Here is a 16,968-nt window from a genome sequence, read left to right as displayed (position 1 = left end):
ATGGACCGCTCGGATGTCAGCTTCGTCTCCGGAGAAGATCGCTGTGCGGCGTGGCTGTACACGCCCTCCAACTTCACGGGTCCCGGGCCCATAGTCGTGATGGGGCACGGCCTGGGGGCGAATCGCCAGATGGGACTCGACAAGTACGCAAGGGAATTCGCCGCCGCGGGACTGTTGGTGCTCGTGTTCGATTACCGGTCCTTCGGCGCCAGCGAGGGCGAACCGCGTCAGCTGCTCGACATCCGCCGAGAGCGCGACGATTACCACGCCGCAGTCAAGTACGTGCGTGGCCTACCGAGCGTCGACGCCTCGCGAGTTGCGGTGTGGGGCAGTTCTTTCGGCGGCGGAAACGTGCTGGCCGTCGGTTCGGAGGATCCGACGATCGCCGCCGTGGTCAGTCAGTGTCCGTTCACCGACGGCATTGCGTCGGCGATCGCCATGCGACCGATCAGCCTGGCCAAGGTCGCTATTCTGGCGACGCTCGATATTGCCGGCTCGTTGCTCGGCAGACCGCCGGTGATGGTCAGCCTGAGCGGGCGCTACGGCGACGGCGCGTTGATGACTGCGCCGGACGCTGTACCCGGATTCGGCCGACTGGCAGACGAGAGTCCGCTCTACCGGCCACAAGTCGCTGCCAGAGTCGGCGCCTCCATCCTCTTGGACGCACCCGGCCGCAAGACGAAGAATCTGGCAATGCCGGTGTTCTACGCGATTTGCGACAAGGACATCGTTGCGCCCACCGGTCCGACGATCAAGGCGGCCGCGCGAACGCCCAATGCCGTCGTAAAGCATTACCCCGTGGGTCATTTCGACATCTACTACGACGAGCCTTTCGAGCGCGCCGTGAAAGACCAGACGGAGTTCCTGGTTTCGGTCCTCCAGCCATGAGGTTCGTCGCGTTCCTCCGGGGCATCAACGTCGCAGGAATCAACATCAAGATGGAGGATCTGCGAAAGACGTTCGCCGACCTCGGCTTCGAGAACGTCAAGACGATCCTGGCGTCGGGCAATGTGCTGTTCGACTCGGCGCGCACAGACCGCGCGAAGCTCAAGCGCGACATCGAAAAAGGACTGAACGAGGCGTTCGGGTACGAAGCCTGGGTCGTGCTGCTCGACATCCCGACAGTCCAGCGCGTGATCGATGCCTACCCGTTCGAGCCGGAACGCGAAGGCTGGCAACCGTACGTGCTGCTATCGTCCGACCCCGCCCCGATCGCCGAGTTGCTCGAATTCGCCGACGACCTCGACCCGGCGCTCGAGCGCATCGCCGGTGGCGACGGAGTGCTGTACTGGGAAGTCGAGCGCGGCCAGACGTTGAAATCGACGTTCGGCAAGACGCTCGGCAAGAAGCGCTACAAGTCGACCACTACGAACCGAAACTTACGCACGCTACTGAAGGTCGCCGCCGGAAAATGAGCTAGTTATCCGCTCAGCGGTAGTCGGGCGGGTACTGACCTTCGCCCAGGTACTGGCCATGCTGCGGCGGGTACTGCCCTTGCGGTGGCGGGTACTGACCCTGCGCATACTGCCCCGACGGCTGCTGGTACGAGGGCGCCAAGTTCCGAGCAGCGTCTTCACGTCCACGCTGATATGCCTGCGCCTGACCCTTCACCGCGGGGATTTCGCGCTCCAAGCTACCGAGCCACCCTTCCCATCGTTGCTGCATCGGACGCACGAGACCGCCGCCGACACCCACGACCAGGATTCCGCCTGCTGTCGCGAGCACTGCGATCAACACAGGCGTGGCCACCGTAGTCGCGACGCCGATCTGGTTGAGCGCCGCGATGATGCCGAGACCCCAAATGAACACCGATGCAATCGTTCCGAGCGTCCTGCCATAGGACAGGCCGCCGAGAGCGCTGGCAATCATGTCCTTGACCGCCCTCGCGATCGCCGCGACGACCACGATGATGAGAATCGCGACCGCTGCCTTGGGCAACCAGGCGACGACGCTGGTCAGCAACTCGCTGACCGGGTTCGGACCCCACACGCCGAACGCCATTTGCAGCGTGATCAGCAGGATCGCGTAGTACGCGAGTTTGGCGAGGATGTCGGACGCGTCGTAGTTGCTTCGCGCGAGCATCTGCTTGAGACCGCCACGTTCGACGACGCGGTCGAAGCCGACACGCTCGAGCACTTTGTTGACGACTTTTGCCACCAATTTCGCGATGAACCAGCCGATGAGCAGAATCGCGATGAAGGCGAGGAACTTCGGCACGAAGGTTGCGACCGAACTGAACGCTTCGGAGACACCTCCGTCGAAGTCGATCGCAAGACTGTCCGAAACCATCGAATTCTCCCCTTACGTCGATAGGGCGCCATCCCGTCAGGCGCCAGACAGGGCGGGGTTACCCAAAGGTTGCCCGGTTCACACATGCAAGAATGAGTTCATGACTTTCACCTCGTGCTCAGGGAAGGCTCTCGTTCCCGCTCTGTCGTGACCGCCCCGCGCGCTCGTACGCGCCGGGAAATCAAGGCGTATCGCCGACCTCGTCGACACAAATGCTGGAACCACCTCGTGGTCGCACCGTTGTGGCCGCTGCATGGTGTCAACCTCGGCACGCTGTTGCGAACCTGCGACGCCGTCGGCGGATGCATGGCGGTTCCCCGATTACCGTGGGTCCCAGAGGCGCTCGACAAGGGAAATACGCTGCGCCGCAACCCTTGTATTCATTGGACATCGACCAACGCCGGGCTCTGGCTGGACCGCCAACGCGCCGACGGCGCCTACATCGTCGGCGTCGAACTCACCGACGAATCGATTCGGCTCGCCGATCTTCCCGCCGCACGAGGACGGACCGTCATCGTGCTCGGCCACGAGCAGACCGGCATTCCACCAGAAGGATTGGCGCGCATCGACATTGCCGTCGAGATTCCGATGATCGGCTCGGGAGTGAGCCTCAACGTCGCAGTTGCCGGGTCGTTGGTGGCATACAAACTCGCCGGCTTGCTGTAGGTCAGTCGTCGAGGTAGGACGTGTCGTTCACCAGCCGGACAGAGGCGCCACCGTCCGGGTAGAACTCCGCGATGCTAAGGGACGCGAGGTCGAGGTGCAGGCGGAACAGCAGCGACGGACCAGCATTCAGCGCAAGCTGAAGCAGTGTCTTGATCGGCGTGACGTGGCTGACGACAAGCACATTCGAGCCGGCGAAGTCGGTCGTCAGCTGCTGCCGGACCGCGTCGACCCGCGCCCGGACGGCGTCGAAACTCTCCCCGCCCGGCGGCCGGACCGAAGTATCGCCGAGCCAGCGGCGATGCACCTCCGGATCACGTTCGGCCGCTTCGCGAAACGTCAGACCTTCCCACTCGCCGAAGTCGGTCTCGGTGAGCCCGTCGAGGACCGTGACGGAAAGACCAAGTGCCGCCGCCGCAGCCGCCGCGGTTTCGCGGGCGCGACCGAGCGGTGACGAGACAACCGCGTCGATCCCACCTCTGGCCGCGAGCCGCTTCGCCGCACGGTCCGCTTGGGTGCGCCCGATGTCGGTGAGCGGCGGATTGCCACGACCCGAATAGCGCCGGTCCACAGACAGTTCCGTCTGGCCGTGCCGAAGCAGCAGCAACCGCGTCGGGGCACCGGTGGCATGCGACCATGCGGGAGTCGTCGTGGCAACGGCCCCTTCTGCGGCCGCATCCATCGCTTCGTTGGCCAACTTGTCTGCGTGCGCGTTCTCGGCGCGCGGAATCCATGTGTAGGTCACACGCGTGAAGCCGTCGGCGAGCGCACGCGCCTCTTCGGCGAGCGGAATCATGGCGGGGTGCTTGATCTTCCAACGCCCCGACATCTGCTCGACGACGAGTTTGGAATCCATCCTGACATCGACGACCGACGCGCCCAGCTCGGCTGCCGCGCTCAATCCCGCTATGAGACCGCGGTATTCGGCGACGTTGTTGGTGGCATTGCCGATGCCTTCGTTGCGTTCTGCCAAGACGGTCGAGTGGTCGGCGGCGTATACGACCGCGCCGAAGCCTGCCGGACCTGGATTTCCTCGCGATCCACCGTCGGCCTCGACGATGACCTCGAGCCCACTCACAGCCCGGATTCTTTGGTCCGCACCAGAATTGCGCCACACTCGGGGCATCGCACCACTTCGTCGGGCTCGGCCTTCGCGATGCGGGAAATCTCGCCACGGTCGATCTCGATCCGGCACACGCCACAACTGCGCGCCCGCAACAACGATGCTCCAGCACCGTGCAGGCCGCGCTGGCGCTCGTAGATCTTGATCAGTTCCTCGGGGAACAGCGCCACGAGAGTGGAACGATCACCCGTGCACCGTTTTTCAGCGGTGTCGAGATCGGCAACCGCGTGGTCGCGATGCCGGACCGCATCGATCAGCTCGTCATCGATGCGGCTCAGATTGGCTCCGGCGTGCTGCTGGTCGGCTTCCGATGCCTCGCGGCGCTCCATTACCTCTAGCAGTTCGTCCTCGAGATTCGACTGGCGCCGTTCGAGACTGCCCAGCTCGTGCTGGAGTTCGGAGAGTTGCTTCGCACCGACCGTGCCGCTCTGGAGCATGGCGCGGTCGCGCTCCTCACGCTTGCGGACGGCGTCGACCTCTCCCTCCAACTTCTTGATGTCACGGTCGAGGTCGTCCATGGCGATCTGAACCGCAACGGCGGCGTCTTTGCGCGTCACCCGCTCCGCCTGGAGCCGGTCGACTTCCTGCTGTTCAGGCAGTGTTTTGCGACGGTGAGAGATCCGGTTGAGCTCCGCATCGACGGCAGCGAGATCGAGCAGTTTGGCCTGGATCTGAGGGTCGACGTTCATCCGGCCACCCTACCGTCGAGCCTGCGCGGCACTGTTGCCCAGCGTCCACGGATCGGTCCGGATCTCGGACACGCGAATGGTGAGTCCGCCGAACGCCCGCTGCAGCACGCCCTGCGCTTGCGCGCACCACGGAAACTCGCTCGCCCAGTGCGCCACATCGACCACCGCCGGACCGCCGGAGCGCAGATGTTCGTCGACCGGATGGTGACGCAGATCGGCCGTCACGTAGGCGTCGACGCCCAGCCGCGCGACCGCGTCGAGCAACGAGTCGCCCGCTCCCCCGCAGACCGCAACAGTCCGTACAACCGCATCCGGGTCGCCCGCCGCTCGTACACCCCACGCGGTTACCGGCAATGCGCCGCACACACGAGACGTGAAGTCGCGCAAGGTTTCTTGCGATTGCAGTACCCCCACCCGCCCGATCCCGAGCGAGGATCCCAGCGTTGCGAGCTCGAATACGTCGAACGCCGGCTCTTCGTAGGGATGGGCATCGCGCAGTGCCGCGAGTACGCGCGACCGAAGACTGCGCAATGCCACAACCTCCACGCGGTCTTCGTCGACGGTCTCCAATTTGCCGACCGCGCCGATTGCTGGGTCCGCACCCTGCATCGCCAAAAACTGACCGATGCCCGCAGTTCGCCAACTGCACTCGCGATAGTCGCCGATCTCGCCCGCTCCAGCAGCGAACAGAGCGGACTGCACCTGGTCGGTGTGGGTCCGCGGGACCATGACGACCCATTTGTCGAGCGGCCGGTCGGGGATCGGGTCGATGACGCCCGTCACTGTCAGTCCCAGCGCAGCCGCGAGCGCGTCGGACACGCCAGGATCAGCGCTGTCCGCATTCGTGTGCGCGGTGAACAACGCACAGCCACCGCGGATGAGCCGATGTACGACCGATCCCTTTGGCGTGTGCGCCCCGACCGAGTCGACGCCACGCAACAACAACGGGTGATGCACCACAAGCGCCTGCGCGCCCCAGGCCAGCGCCTGGTCGACGACGGCATCGGTCGCATCGACGGCAAGCAGCACTCGGCCTACCTCGTCGGCAGGGTCGCCGCAGACCAGCCCGACCGAATCCCAGTCGGCGGCAAGCCGGGGCGGGTACGCCGCGTCCAAAGCAGCGATGACATCCGCGAGTGTTGTTGTCATCCGACCTCTTTCATCGCAGTGATCAGCCGGTCGACCTCGTGTCTGCCGCGCACCGCGACCCGCAGATGGTCGGGCCCCAACCCCGGAAATGTGTCGCCGCGGCGCACGGCAATGCCGTTCTCCCGCAGGTGTTTACGCATCAATTCACCATCACCCACCCGTAGCAGCAGGAATGGCGCGTTGGCGGGCAACGCGACGTCGAAGCCCGCGTCGAGGAGCATTGCGACCATCACCTCCCGGTCGATAGTTATCCGGTCGGCCCGTTCGGCTGCTTCCGCGACAGCGCCTGGTTCGCTGCAAGCCGCGATCGCCTCGATCTGCAACGTGCCGAGCGGCCAGTGCGCACGACCGACGCGGAGTCGGTCCAACAGGTCGGGCGGTCCGAGCAAGTAGCCACAACGCAAGCCCGCCAGCGACCACGTCTTGGTGAGACTGCGAAGCACGAGCACGTCTGGAAGCGCGAAACTCGACAACGTCTCCGGCTCGCCCGGAACCGCGTCGGCGAACGCCTCGTCCACCACCACGATCCTGCCCGGCCGACGCAGACCGAGAATCGATTCGACGGGGTGCAGAACGGAGGTCGGGTTGGTGGGGTTGCCCAACACCACCAGGTCCGCGTCGTCGGGTACGGCTGCGGTGTCCAGTCGGTACGGCGGAGCGAGAATCACTTGGGTGACGGGAATGCCGGCCTCCCGCAATGCGAGGTCGGGCTCGGTGAACGACGGATGGATCAAGGCAGCCGACGTGGGCGCGAGCCGCGGAAGCATCGCGAAGCCCTCCGCTCCGCCCGCGAGTAGCAGGACCTCGTCCGCGATGCGACCGTGCCGCGCCGCCACGGCCTCGCGCGCATCGAGATCGTGCGCGGCGCTCGGATAGCGCCCGAGTGTGGTGAGCGTGTTCGCCAGCCGGCGGCGCAGCCACTCGGGTGGTGTGAGGCCCGCGACGTTCACGGCAAAGTCGAGCATCCCAGCCGTCACGTCGACGTCGCCGTGATGTCGAAGGCGTTCGGTTTCGTCCACGAGGAAAGAGCCTACGGCGGCCGAAATTCGGCGCAGCATTTCGAATTGTCCGGAATGCCCGAACGGCTTTCTTGTACGACGATTTGTCGCGATCCGAACGCTGTCTGAATGTTCTCCGAACACGACGTACCGCACGGTTCCCTGTGCAAGGCTTGTCTCGAAGGACTAATGCTGGAGGCTCCGATGACAGACTCGAATTCCCGCGCATACAACAGTGTTTGGCAATTCCGCGCTGACGCGTGGTGCCGTCTCGAAGAAGCGGCGGAACGGCTTTCGCGCGCAGCGACCCAAGGCCGGCCGACCGAGGCACTCGCGGATTCGGTCAGAGCGCTCGTCCGTGGTCTGCAACCTTACGAGCATTACTGGGCTTTCCCTGGCACTCAATATTTCGCTCAGATGCAGCGCCAGTTCACGTCGGGCAATTACGACAAGTTCTCGCGGACCGTTGCCAAGATCAACCGCGCACTGGTCACCGAGTCGTATCGCTCCGGCGAAAGCCACATCACCGGCACCAACGACCATGAGCAGTCGATCGACGTGCACTACGACGAAACGACGTCGGACCGCACCGAACGGCCGTACTTCGAAGTCCTCGTCGTCGAAACGATGACCGAGCAGCAGGAACGCGCACTTCGCAAAGAGGTTCGGAGCTGGCGTCGCCCCGACGACGAATTCGTCTACGAACTGGTGGTCGTCGGTAGCGGCGACGAAGCGGTGATCGCGACTCGGCTCAACGTCAACATTCAGGCGTGCGTCGTCCGTCGACGCTTCGCGCACAAGTCGGCCAAGGATCTGACCAGCCTCGGCGACTTCGTCGATTCGCGGGTATCCGACGAACTCGCCGACCATTCGCCGGAAGAGCGCGCGCAGATTCTGGCGGCACAGATCAGCAATATCCGCCCCGAGCTCGACCTCTACCTGATGACGGAGATCGAGGTGGAAGACGTGGCTGGCCGCGTCGGCCACGATTTCCGTCGGGTGTTCCACGCCCGTGAGGGCGTGCTCGAACTGCACCTGAGCATCCTGCACGGGGTCGCCGAGCGGTACCGCACACCGTTCTTCGACGCACTCAAGAAGTACAGCCACCGCCCGACCGGGGTGTTCCACGCATTGCCGATCTCGCAGGGCAAGTCGATCGTGAACTCGCACTGGATCAAGGACATGGTCGGGTTCTACGGCCTCGACGTCTTCATGGCAGAGACGTCCGCCACGTGCGGTGGGCTGGACTCGCTGCTCGAACCCACCGGGCCGCTGCGTGACGCTCAGGACTTGGCTGCGAAGGCCTACGGCTCGCGACACACGTTCTTCGTCACCAACGGCACGTCGACGGCGAACAAGATCGTCGGGATGGCGTTGATCGCTCCCGGCGACATCGTGCTCGTCGACCGCAATTGCCACCAGTCCCACCATTACGGAACGATGCTCGCAGGCGCGCACGTCCAGTACTTGGAGGCTTATCCGCTCACCAAGTACTCGATGTATGGTGCGGTTCCGCTGCGCGAGATCAAGGGCAAGCTGCTCGCACTGAAATCCGCGGGCAAGCTCGATCGCGTCCGCATGATCATGTTGACGAACTGCACCTTCGACGGCGTCGTCTACGACGTCGAGCGCGTGATGGAAGAATGCCTCGCGATCAAGCCGGATCTCGTATTCCTGTGGGACGAGGCATGGTTCGCGTTTGCGCGCTTCCACCCGGTGTATCGCACCCGGACCGGCATGGCGGCGGCGAAGGCGTTGCGCGAACGGATCAAGGACCCCGCGTACCGCGAGCGCTATAACTCCTACCTCGCCGAACAAGCGAAGAAGCCTGACGCGAGCGACGAAGATCTGCTCGATCAGCGGCTGATGCCCGATCCGGCCCAGGCGCGGGTTCGGGTCTACTCCACGCAGTCGACGCACAAGACGCTCACGTCGCTGCGCCAGGGCTCGATGATCCATGTCTACGACCAGGATTTCGAGCAGAAGGTTGCCGAGGCATTCCACGAGGCCTACATGGCCCACATGTCGACGTCGCCGAACTACCAGATCGTCGCTTCGCTCGATCTCGGCCGTCGGCAGGTTGCGCTGGAGGGCGTCGAGCTGGTGCAGAAGCAGATCGAGAACGCGATGCAGCTGCGCGATGCGATCGACAACCATCCGCTGCTGAGCAAGTACATGCACTGCCTGAGTACCGCGGAGTTGATTCCCGAGGACTTCCGACCGTCCGGAATCGCCCAGCCGCTACGGTCCGGGTTGCACAACATGGAAGCGGCGTGGCGCCACGACGAGTTCGTCCTCGATCCATCGCGCATCACGCTCTACATCGGACCGACCGGCTACGACGGCGACACCTTCAAGCGGGAACAGCTCATGGACCGCTACGGCGTCCAGATCAACAAGACCTCGCGCAACACGGTCTTGTTCATGACGAACATCGGCACCACCCGCAGTTCCGTCGCGTACCTGGTGGAGGTGCTGGTCAAGATCGCACGCGAGCTCGACGACAACATCACCGACATGAGCCAGACAGAGCGGGCGATCCACGACCGTCGGGTGCTCCGCCAGACCGAGGAATCGCGGTACATGCCCGATTTCAGCGGGTTCCACCCGAGCTTCCGAGACGGCGACGTCAGCGACGAGGGTGATGTTCGGAAGGCGTTCTATCTCGCGTACAACGACTCGTTCTGCGAATACCTCACGCCCGACGAGGTCGAGGCGAAGTTGGACGCCGGCGAGTCGGTGGTATCGGCGACCTTCGTGACGCCCTATCCCCCCGGATTCCCAGTGCTGGTACCGGGTCAGCTGTTCAGCAAGCAGATCCTGAACTTCGTGCGCTTCCTCGATACCCCCGAGATCCACGGCTTCCAGCCACATCTGGGCTACCGGTGCTACACGGGCAAGGCGATCGAGATGGCGACGCCGGTGACCACTCCGCTTGCCGTCACGATCGGCTCCAACGGCGATGTCGAGAAGCCGACCACGAAGCGCCGACCGAAACCGGCAGGTGCGTCCGCTGAGTGATCCAATCGGACCGGTCATGGCCGGGCACACCATCGTGTGCGGCCTCGATCCGCTCGGTTTGAGGATCGTCGAAGAGCTCCACGGTTTCGGCGAACCCATGATCGTGCTCGATACCAAACCCGATCCGCGATTGGCCGCCGTCGTCGAGGGTTGGGGTATCCCGTATCGACAGATCGGTGCGAGCATCCCCAACGCGTTGCTGGACGCAGGCATCGCGACCGCCGACGCGGTGGTGTGCGCGCACGCCGAGGACGTCGTCAATCTCGAGTTGGCGTTGTTCGCTCGCAGCGCCCGCGCGGACGTTCGGGTCGTAGTCAGGCTGGCGAACGAGGTCGTGCGCGGGGCGGTCGCTGCCGACAACAGTCCGGGTGCCGTGCTGAACGTCGCCGACCTCGCCGCCCCGTCGGTCGTCGATGCCTGTCTTCGGAAGACGACGCACCGCATCTCGATCGCGGGCCGCGAGTGTTTCGTCACTACTGCGCAGCTCGAATCCGACACGACACTGCGGCAGGCATTCGGTGACCTGGGTCCGATCGCGATCACCCGCGGCGTCGAGAATCCGTATGCGGGCGACGTGGTCGCCTGCCCGCCCCGCGACACCGAAATGGCCAAGGGCGATTGGGCGGCGCTGATCGGGACCGCCGACGAACTGCACCAACATGGCTTGGCACCCGAGCACCATGCCTTTGCGCATCTGCACATCCGTCCGCCGAGACGCCGAAACCCGTTCGCGCGATTCCGGATTGCGGTCGTCGACCTGTGGCAGGACGTCGACCCCAATTTCTTTCGCGCGATGGCCGCGATGCTCACGTTGATGGCCGCGTCCACTCTCATCCTGCGGTACACCTACAACCAGCCGGGAATGAGTTACGTCGACGCGTGGTATTTCACGGTCGAGACCATTGCCACCGTCGGCTACGGCGATTTCAACTTCATCGATCAGCCGTCGTTTCTGCGCATCTTCGCGATCTTTCTCATGGTGTGCGGTATCGCGAATACCGCTGTGCTGGTGGCTTTTCTGTCCGACCTCCTTGTCAGCAGACGCATCGCGCACACAGCCGGTCGGCGTCGTGCTCGGACGATGAAGGACCACGTCCTCATCGTGGGCCTGGGCGTCTTCGGTATCCGGGTCGCTGCCGATCTGATTTCACGGGGTAAGGAGGTCGTCGTGATCGAATCCAATACCGACCACCGCCACCTTGCCGCCGCCGAAGAGTTGGACGTACCAGTCGTTTTCGGCAACGCGACGCTTCGTGAGGACCTCGCCGCGGCCGGCGTCACGCGAGCATCCGCCGTCGCAGTCCTGACGTCCAACGAAATGGTCAACATCGAGGTCGGCCTCGTCGTCCGCACCATGCTCGGCGAACGCTGGACCGAGCGTGCAGGTATACCTGGCGTTCCCGTCGTCCTGCGGGTGTTCGACCTGCCCCTCGGTCAGGTCGTCGCGCAGCGGTTCGGTTTCAAGAACGTCCGGTCGACGGTCGAATTGTCGGCGCCGTGGTTCATAGGCGCCGCAGAAGGACTCGACGTCATGGCAACGTTCTCGGTCTGGCAGCAGTCGTTCATGGTCGGAGCGGTGTCGGTCCAGGCGGGCAGTGTGCTGGCGGGCACCCGCCTGCTCGATCTGTCGGCCGCAACGAGGGTGGTCGCAATCGCCCACGCCGCGACAGGCGAAACCGAACACAATCCGCGCCGCGAGAGTCGCCTGCACCCGGGCGACGTTGCCTACCTGATCGGTCCGTATGCGGAAATCATGGCCGTCCTGCGGCTAGGTCGCGCTCCCCGCGCCGGTGCGGACAGCGGCTTCGAGCACGCCGAGTCCCTCTGACAGCAGGTCGTCGCCGATCACCAACGGCGGCAGCAGCCGGATGATGTTGCCGTACGTGCCGCACGTCAAGATGACCACTCCCTCCGACAATGCCTGTGCTGCAATTGCTTTCGCAGCAGCTGCGTCAGGCTCGTCGGTCCCCGCCTTGACCAGTTCGAGCGCTATCATGGCTCCGCGGCCGCGTACGTCGCCGATCGTGTTCACCTCTTTTGCCAGCGGCTCGAGCCGTGCCCTGATGGCTGTTTCGATGCGTCGCGCGCGGGCGGGGAGATCCTGTTCGCGCATGAAGTCGATCGCCGCCAATGCCGCCGCACATGCGACCGGATTGCCACCGTAGGTGCCGCCGAGCCCGCCAGGGTGCACCGCGTCGAGCAACTCGGCACGACCGGTGATCGCCGCGAGCGGCATTCCGCCTGCGATGCCTTTGGCCATCGTGACGATGTCGGGAACTATCCCTTCGTGCTCGGATGCGAACCACGCACCGGTCCTCGCGAAGCCCGACTGCACTTCGTCGGCGATGAACACCACGCCGTTCGCCTTCGCCCACTCGACCAACGTCGGGAGGAAACCCGGTGCGGGAACGATGAATCCGCCCTCACCTTGGATCGGTTCGATGATGAGTGCTGCGGTGCTGGCTGCGCCGATCTGCGCCTCGATCCGGGTGATCGCACGCTGGGCGGCCTGCTCACCCGTCACGCCCGCATCGCGGTAGGGGTACGACATCGGCATCCGGTAGATCTCGGGCGCGAACGGTCCCATGTTGGTCTTGTAGGGCATCGACTTCGCGGTCAACGCCATGGTGAGGTTGGTCCGGCCGTGGTAGGCGTGGTCGAAGGCGACGACCGCGTTTCGCCCCGTGGCAAGGCGAGCGACTTTCACCGCGTTCTCGACCGCCTCCGAACCGGAGTTGAACAACGCCGAGCGTTTCTCGTGATCACCGGGCGTCAGTGCGGCAAGTTCTTCCGCGACACGGACGTAACCCTCGTACGGCGTGATCATGAAACAGGTATGGATGAAGTGCTCCGCCTGCTCACCGACCGCCGCCGCGACGGCAGCATTCGATGCGCCGACGCTGGTGACGGCGATGCCGGACCCGAGGTCGATAAGCGAGTTGCCGTCGACGTCGACGATCACTCCGCCGTCCGCATCGGCGACGTACACGGGCACCGCCGACCCGACGCCGGCTGCGACCGCGGCTCGCCTTCGGGCGGTGAGTTTCTCCGAATTCGGCCCCGGTAGTGCCGTAGCAAGGTGTCGTTCCTGCGCGAGCCGATACACGAGGTCGGTCATGTGACCATCCTTGCGCGTCTCACACGGCGGTCGCTGGAAATTCCTCGAACCAACTGCAGGCAATAATGGCCGCGTGAACCAATTGCCCGAGTCGCCGCTTCCCGCCCCGGTCATGCTCTTCGATCTCGATGGCACACTGACGGATTCGGCTTCCGGGATCATCGCCGGGTTCCGCCACGCACTCGCTGCCGTCGGCGCGCCTGAACCTCCGCCCGAGGTAGTCGCCGACGTTGTCGGACCACCGATGCTCGAGACGTTTCGGCGCTTGGGGCTCGACGAAGATCGCGCCCAAGCGGCCTGGCGCGCGTATTTCGACCTGTACGACGATGGTGGCGGCTGGGCGCAGAACGCGGTGTACGAGGGAATCGAGCCAGTGCTGCTCGATTTGTTCGAGCGCGGCATCCGACTCGGCGTCGCCACGTCCAAGGCACAGCGCCTGGCGGTCCGCATCCTGGATCATTTCGAGTTGAGCAAGTACTTCGAGTTCATCGGAGGAGCCAGCGACGACGGCAAACGCCGTGCCAAGGTCGATGTTGTAGCGCACACCCTTGGCTCGATGGATGTTGCGCCGGTTGTCGACGCAACCCCAGACGTCGTGATGGTCGGCGACCGCAGCCATGACGTCCGCGGCGCCGCGCACTGGGGCATCCCAACCATTTTCGCCGGCTGGGGCTACGGTTTGGCCGGCGAATCGGATGGCGCGGTCTGGATCGCGGAATCGGTCGCGCGGCTGGCCGAGCTGGTGTCGGAGCGCTGACAAACCAGGATATGAAAAGCGTTGATGCTGTTGCCGACTCGACGGTCCTCGGTGACATGAAGTCCCGCACTCTCGAGCTGAGCGGTCACCTCCGCGACCGAGCGCAATCGGAACCCGTGTTTGGTGAAGGGCATCTTGCCCATCGCACTCGGATCTCCTAGTCCGATTGCTGCCCGCCCCGACGGTCGGAGTACTCGCGCGAGTTCGGCGAACGCGGGCGCTAGGTCCTCGATGAAGTACACCGTGTTCGTCGTGATCAACCTGTCGAGCGAGCCGTCGGCGAGGGGTAGCTGATCCATTGCCGCGTCGTGCAACACGAGGCGCCCGAGGTCGAGGTCCTTGGCGAATCTGCGTCGCGCGTCGGCGAGCATCGTGGGCGCGATCTCGATGCCATGCACCCGGCCGGATGCTCCGACTCGGCGCAGAAGCAGATCGAGCCCGACGCCACCCCCGAACCCGATGTCAGCGCAGATATGGCCCTCCTCCGCCGCGACCGCGTCGACTGTCGCGGCGACGAGCGGTCCATTCGCGCGATTCAGTACGCGGCCGACCACCTGGCCCATTCGGCCAGTGGGCAGCGCCAGTTGTGCCGCGAAAGTCGCGAGCACGCGATCGCGGATCCCCCTACGAATGTCATGTGCCGAAGGTTACCGAACCGTTTAGAACGGGCAGGGTTCTTCGGGGTCGTCGGTGGTGTAGACGATCCTCGACTTAGGTTGTCGGCGTGCCGGTTTCACCCCACGCACCTCCAGCAGGAACACCAGTTGCTGCTCGGCCTTGGACCGTCCGAACCGCAACTGCTCCAACATCGACGAACTCGAACACACAATCCCATCACCCGGGCGCGGCACATAGACGTGCGGTGGCTGTGGTCGTGGTTTCGGTGCCACTGGGGGTGGCTGCGGCCACAGGAACTTCGCGCCCTCCGGCTCGGTGAAAACCTGTTCCCCCGTCGGCGTCGTCCACACCAACCGACCACCCCCACACTGACGCACCCGCCACCCGTTGAGCCCGTTCTCCCCCGCCGTCTTGCACCGATGATGCCGCCGACACAACTTCGCGGCGTTCTCTTTCACGGTGCGGCCGCCTCGACGTGGATCGTCATGGTCATACCGCTCGACATGATCGGTATCCGCCTCCACCGCCGGCCGCACACACCCCGGAAACCGGCACGTCCCATCCCGCGCCCCCACCCACCCCGACACCTTCGCCGTCCACGCATACCGCAACGCCTCAGCATCATCAGCGGGATCATCGGCATCAGCGGCGGAATCGTCCTTGCTCATCTTTGTGACTGCCGCAGTCTCGGTTTCGGTGTCGCTGTCGGCGACCGCTTTCTCGACCGCGGCCATGATCCACTCCCACCGACCATCCACCGCCAACGACCGCGCCAGATCCGCATCGATCGCCCCATACCCCGCCAAAAACCCGGGGTGATCAGCCAACCCGAGCAACGTCTCCAACGACACCCCGACCTGAATCAACGCCCGCCGCGCCAGGCCCGCCGTCGCGTCGGTGTTCGCGGTGCAATCGTCACGACCGCACTCACACGACAGATGCTCACTGCCGTCGGCCAACGCGACCAACCCGTCCGCCCGCCGTTGGGCGAACGTCCGCGGATCATGAGCACAGACCTGTTTGGCCAGCTCCGTCAACCGTGCCGCAAGGGCTTGCGCACCCGCGGCCGGGAGCAACCCGTCCAGGTAACTCATCCCGTCCTGATGCCCCCGGATCCGCACATCCCGATCCTCGGTCCGCCGTTTCCGACGTTCCTTCTCCCCGTCCGGATCCGCCGCCGCGATCCACCGCCGACCACGTTCGCGTAGCTTCGCCGGATTGCACGATCCCGCCACCCCGGCGAGCCGTTTCTCCAGCTCGGCGACCAGGTCCGGATCGAGGTTCACCAGCAGATCGGCGATCACCTTCGCCCGCGCGAAGTCGATATCCCCGACCGCGAACGCCGCCCGCGTGCGCGGCAACGATTCCAACGCCAACCCCAGATCGAGGCATGCATTCGCCACCGCCTCGCTCACCCGCAACGCTGCCGCCGCTTCCACCGCGGCCCACTGCCCGGCGACCGACCCGTTGAGCCCGCGTGCGGTGTCCTCATCGAACCGGCGCCGGTACAGCTCGGTCAAGGCGAACACCTCGGCGGCTTGGGCCACCGCGACCGCGCGGTGGCGCGCACGCAACGCCTCGACCAACCCGATCTCGGTGACGCCGACCCACTCGGCACGATGTTCGCTCATACGTTCTATTAGATCAAAGGGGTCCGACAAAAATGGGGTCCATGGCTGGGAGCATTGGAGTTGACGCATTCCGCACGACCGAGCGTGCGAAACGGCCGTGCTCGATCGCGGCGGAATCGAGCAATCCTCGTTGATGGCCCCAAGCGACTTCCAGACCGTCTACAACAACAAGTGCACACGCCCCTTCGGCGACCCGGGGCCGGCGGGCGCGACGGCAATGATGCCGCCGTCGCGCCGTGCCTATAACTACACCGATCGCTAGTTCTGGCTCAGCATGGTGCGCATCTGGTCGATTTCGGCTTGCTGGGTGGTGATGATCTTCTGCGCCAGCGCCTTGGCGTCGGGGTTGGTACCGCCGGCGAGCTCGATGTTGGACATGGTGATCGCGCCGGCGTGGTGATCGATCATCGCCTGGAGCCAGGCGCGGTCGAAATCTTTGCCGGACAGCGCTTTCAGGCCATCCATCGTGTCGTGGGACATCCCGCCCGGCATGTTGGGCATGTGCCCCATCGCGGTTGTGGGTGCTGACTTACCGAAGCTTTGCAGCAGGCCCGCGATTTGCTCCATTTCTGGGGCTTGGGCTTTCGAGATGTTCGCGGCGAGGTCGAGTACCGCCTGATTTTGCGACCGTGCCGGCACGTATTCGGCCATTTCGACCGCTTGCGCGTGGTGCGGATACATCTCCTGCAAGAACGTCACGTCGGCGTCGTTGAAATCGCTGCGCGTGGCTGACTGCGCCGTCGTGCCGTCGTGCATTCCAGGCATCGAGCTCATGCCGGGCATCATGTGCGAATCGGAATCGTCGCTGCTGCAGCCGACGGCAAGTACTGCGGCAGCACCTATCGCGGCAACGGCGAAGGTGAATCGAGCGCGTGTGGTGAACATGGTTGTGCTCCTTGCGAATTGTGGATT

At 64.6% G+C, this 16,968-nt stretch carries 15 protein-coding genes; 6 read left to right on the top strand and 9 right to left on the bottom strand.

Features of this window, described 5'->3' with window-relative positions:
- Positions 1-888 (top strand): alpha/beta hydrolase, encoded by an 888-nt coding sequence (locus FGL95_RS07070; RefSeq protein WP_169585512.1) that lies wholly within the window; start codon positions 1-3, stop codon positions 886-888.
- Positions 885-1,415: a DUF1697 domain-containing protein gene (locus FGL95_RS07065; RefSeq protein ID WP_169585511.1), complete on the top strand. Its 531-nt coding sequence runs from the start codon at positions 885-887 to the stop codon at positions 1,413-1,415. Before FGL95_RS07070 ends, FGL95_RS07065 begins: the two co-directional genes overlap by 4 nt.
- 13 nt (positions 1,416-1,428) lie before the next feature.
- Here FGL95_RS07065 and FGL95_RS07060 read toward each other — a convergent pair whose 3' ends face one another.
- Positions 1,429-2,289 carry a mechanosensitive ion channel family protein gene (locus tag FGL95_RS07060; protein ID WP_169585510.1) on the bottom strand — a complete coding sequence of 287 codons (861 nt, stop codon included), beginning with the start codon at positions 2,287-2,289 and terminating at the stop codon, positions 1,429-1,431.
- A 228-nt stretch (positions 2,290-2,517) separates the two neighbouring features.
- Between FGL95_RS07060 and FGL95_RS07055 the strand changes: the two genes are divergently transcribed.
- On the top strand, positions 2,518-2,955 hold the full coding sequence (locus tag FGL95_RS07055) for a TrmH family RNA methyltransferase (protein ID WP_338079743.1): 438 nt from the start codon (positions 2,518-2,520) through the stop codon (positions 2,953-2,955).
- A 1-nt stretch (position 2,956) separates the two neighbouring features.
- Here the strand turns inward: FGL95_RS07055 and FGL95_RS07050 are convergent, their stop codons facing one another.
- The 4 genes from FGL95_RS07050 to cobC are packed head-to-tail and all read right to left on the bottom strand — an operon-like array spanning position 2,957 to position 6,971.
- Positions 2,957-4,030, bottom strand: a complete 1,074-nt coding sequence (locus FGL95_RS07050; protein WP_169585508.1) for a bifunctional RNase H/acid phosphatase — start codon at positions 4,028-4,030, stop codon at positions 2,957-2,959.
- Positions 4,027-4,764: a zinc ribbon domain-containing protein gene (locus tag FGL95_RS07045; protein ID WP_169585507.1), complete on the bottom strand. Its 738-nt coding sequence runs from the start codon at positions 4,762-4,764 to the stop codon at positions 4,027-4,029. The genes FGL95_RS07050 and FGL95_RS07045 overlap by 4 nt, the downstream gene beginning before the upstream one ends.
- 9 nt (positions 4,765-4,773) lie before the next feature.
- Complete coding sequence (locus tag FGL95_RS07040; protein WP_169585506.1) at positions 4,774-5,913, bottom strand: Nif3-like dinuclear metal center hexameric protein; 1,140 nt, start codon at positions 5,911-5,913, stop codon at positions 4,774-4,776.
- Positions 5,910-6,971, bottom strand: coding sequence for an Rv2231c family histidinol phosphate aminotransferase CobC (gene cobC, locus FGL95_RS07035; RefSeq protein ID WP_169585505.1), 1,062 nt, complete (start codon positions 6,969-6,971; stop codon positions 5,910-5,912). The genes FGL95_RS07040 and cobC overlap by 4 nt, the downstream gene beginning before the upstream one ends.
- Positions 6,972-7,115: 144 nt before the next feature.
- Here cobC and FGL95_RS07030 point away from each other — a divergent pair, with 144 nt between their 5' ends.
- Positions 7,116-9,932 carry an aminotransferase class I/II-fold pyridoxal phosphate-dependent enzyme gene (locus FGL95_RS07030; RefSeq protein WP_169585504.1) on the top strand — a complete coding sequence of 939 codons (2,817 nt, stop codon included), beginning with the start codon at positions 7,116-7,118 and terminating at the stop codon, positions 9,930-9,932.
- A gap of 16 nt (positions 9,933-9,948) precedes the next feature.
- Positions 9,949-11,760, top strand: coding sequence for an NAD-binding protein (locus FGL95_RS07025; RefSeq protein ID WP_169585503.1), 1,812 nt, complete (start codon positions 9,949-9,951; stop codon positions 11,758-11,760).
- Here FGL95_RS07025 and gabT read toward each other — a convergent pair.
- A complete protein-coding gene (gabT, locus tag FGL95_RS07020) occupies positions 11,701-13,050 on the bottom strand; it encodes a 4-aminobutyrate--2-oxoglutarate transaminase (RefSeq protein ID WP_169585502.1) in 1,350 nt (449 codons plus the stop codon). The genes FGL95_RS07025 and gabT overlap by 60 nt on opposite strands.
- A 112-nt stretch (positions 13,051-13,162) precedes the next feature.
- On the opposite strand from gabT, the gene FGL95_RS07015 reads away from it, so the two are divergent.
- Positions 13,163-13,807 carry an HAD-IA family hydrolase gene (locus tag FGL95_RS07015; protein ID WP_169585895.1) on the top strand — a complete coding sequence of 215 codons (645 nt, stop codon included), beginning with the start codon at positions 13,163-13,165 and terminating at the stop codon, positions 13,805-13,807.
- Here FGL95_RS07015 and FGL95_RS07010 read toward each other — a convergent pair.
- The 3 genes from FGL95_RS07010 to FGL95_RS07000 form a co-directional block, all read right to left on the bottom strand.
- On the bottom strand, positions 13,723-14,415 hold the full coding sequence (locus FGL95_RS07010) for a methyltransferase domain-containing protein (protein WP_338079742.1): 693 nt from the start codon (positions 14,413-14,415) through the stop codon (positions 13,723-13,725). The genes FGL95_RS07015 and FGL95_RS07010 overlap by 85 nt on opposite strands.
- Before the next feature lie 51 nt (positions 14,416-14,466).
- Positions 14,467-16,056, bottom strand: coding sequence for an HNH endonuclease signature motif containing protein (locus FGL95_RS07005; RefSeq protein ID WP_169585501.1), 1,590 nt, complete (start codon positions 16,054-16,056; stop codon positions 14,467-14,469).
- 258 nt (positions 16,057-16,314) lie between these two features.
- Positions 16,315-16,941 (bottom strand): DUF305 domain-containing protein, encoded by a 627-nt coding sequence (locus tag FGL95_RS07000; protein WP_169585500.1) that lies wholly within the window; start codon positions 16,939-16,941, stop codon positions 16,315-16,317.
- Positions 16,942-16,968 lie beyond the last annotated feature (27 nt).

Origin of the sequence: Antrihabitans stalactiti (genome assembly GCF_012932915.1) — a bacterium.
GTDB classification, from domain to species: domain Bacteria; phylum Actinomycetota; class Actinomycetes; order Mycobacteriales; family Mycobacteriaceae; genus Antrihabitans; species Antrihabitans stalactiti.
Note: the sequence above shows the minus strand (reverse complement) of the source record. Positions and strands in the feature narration are given on the sequence as shown.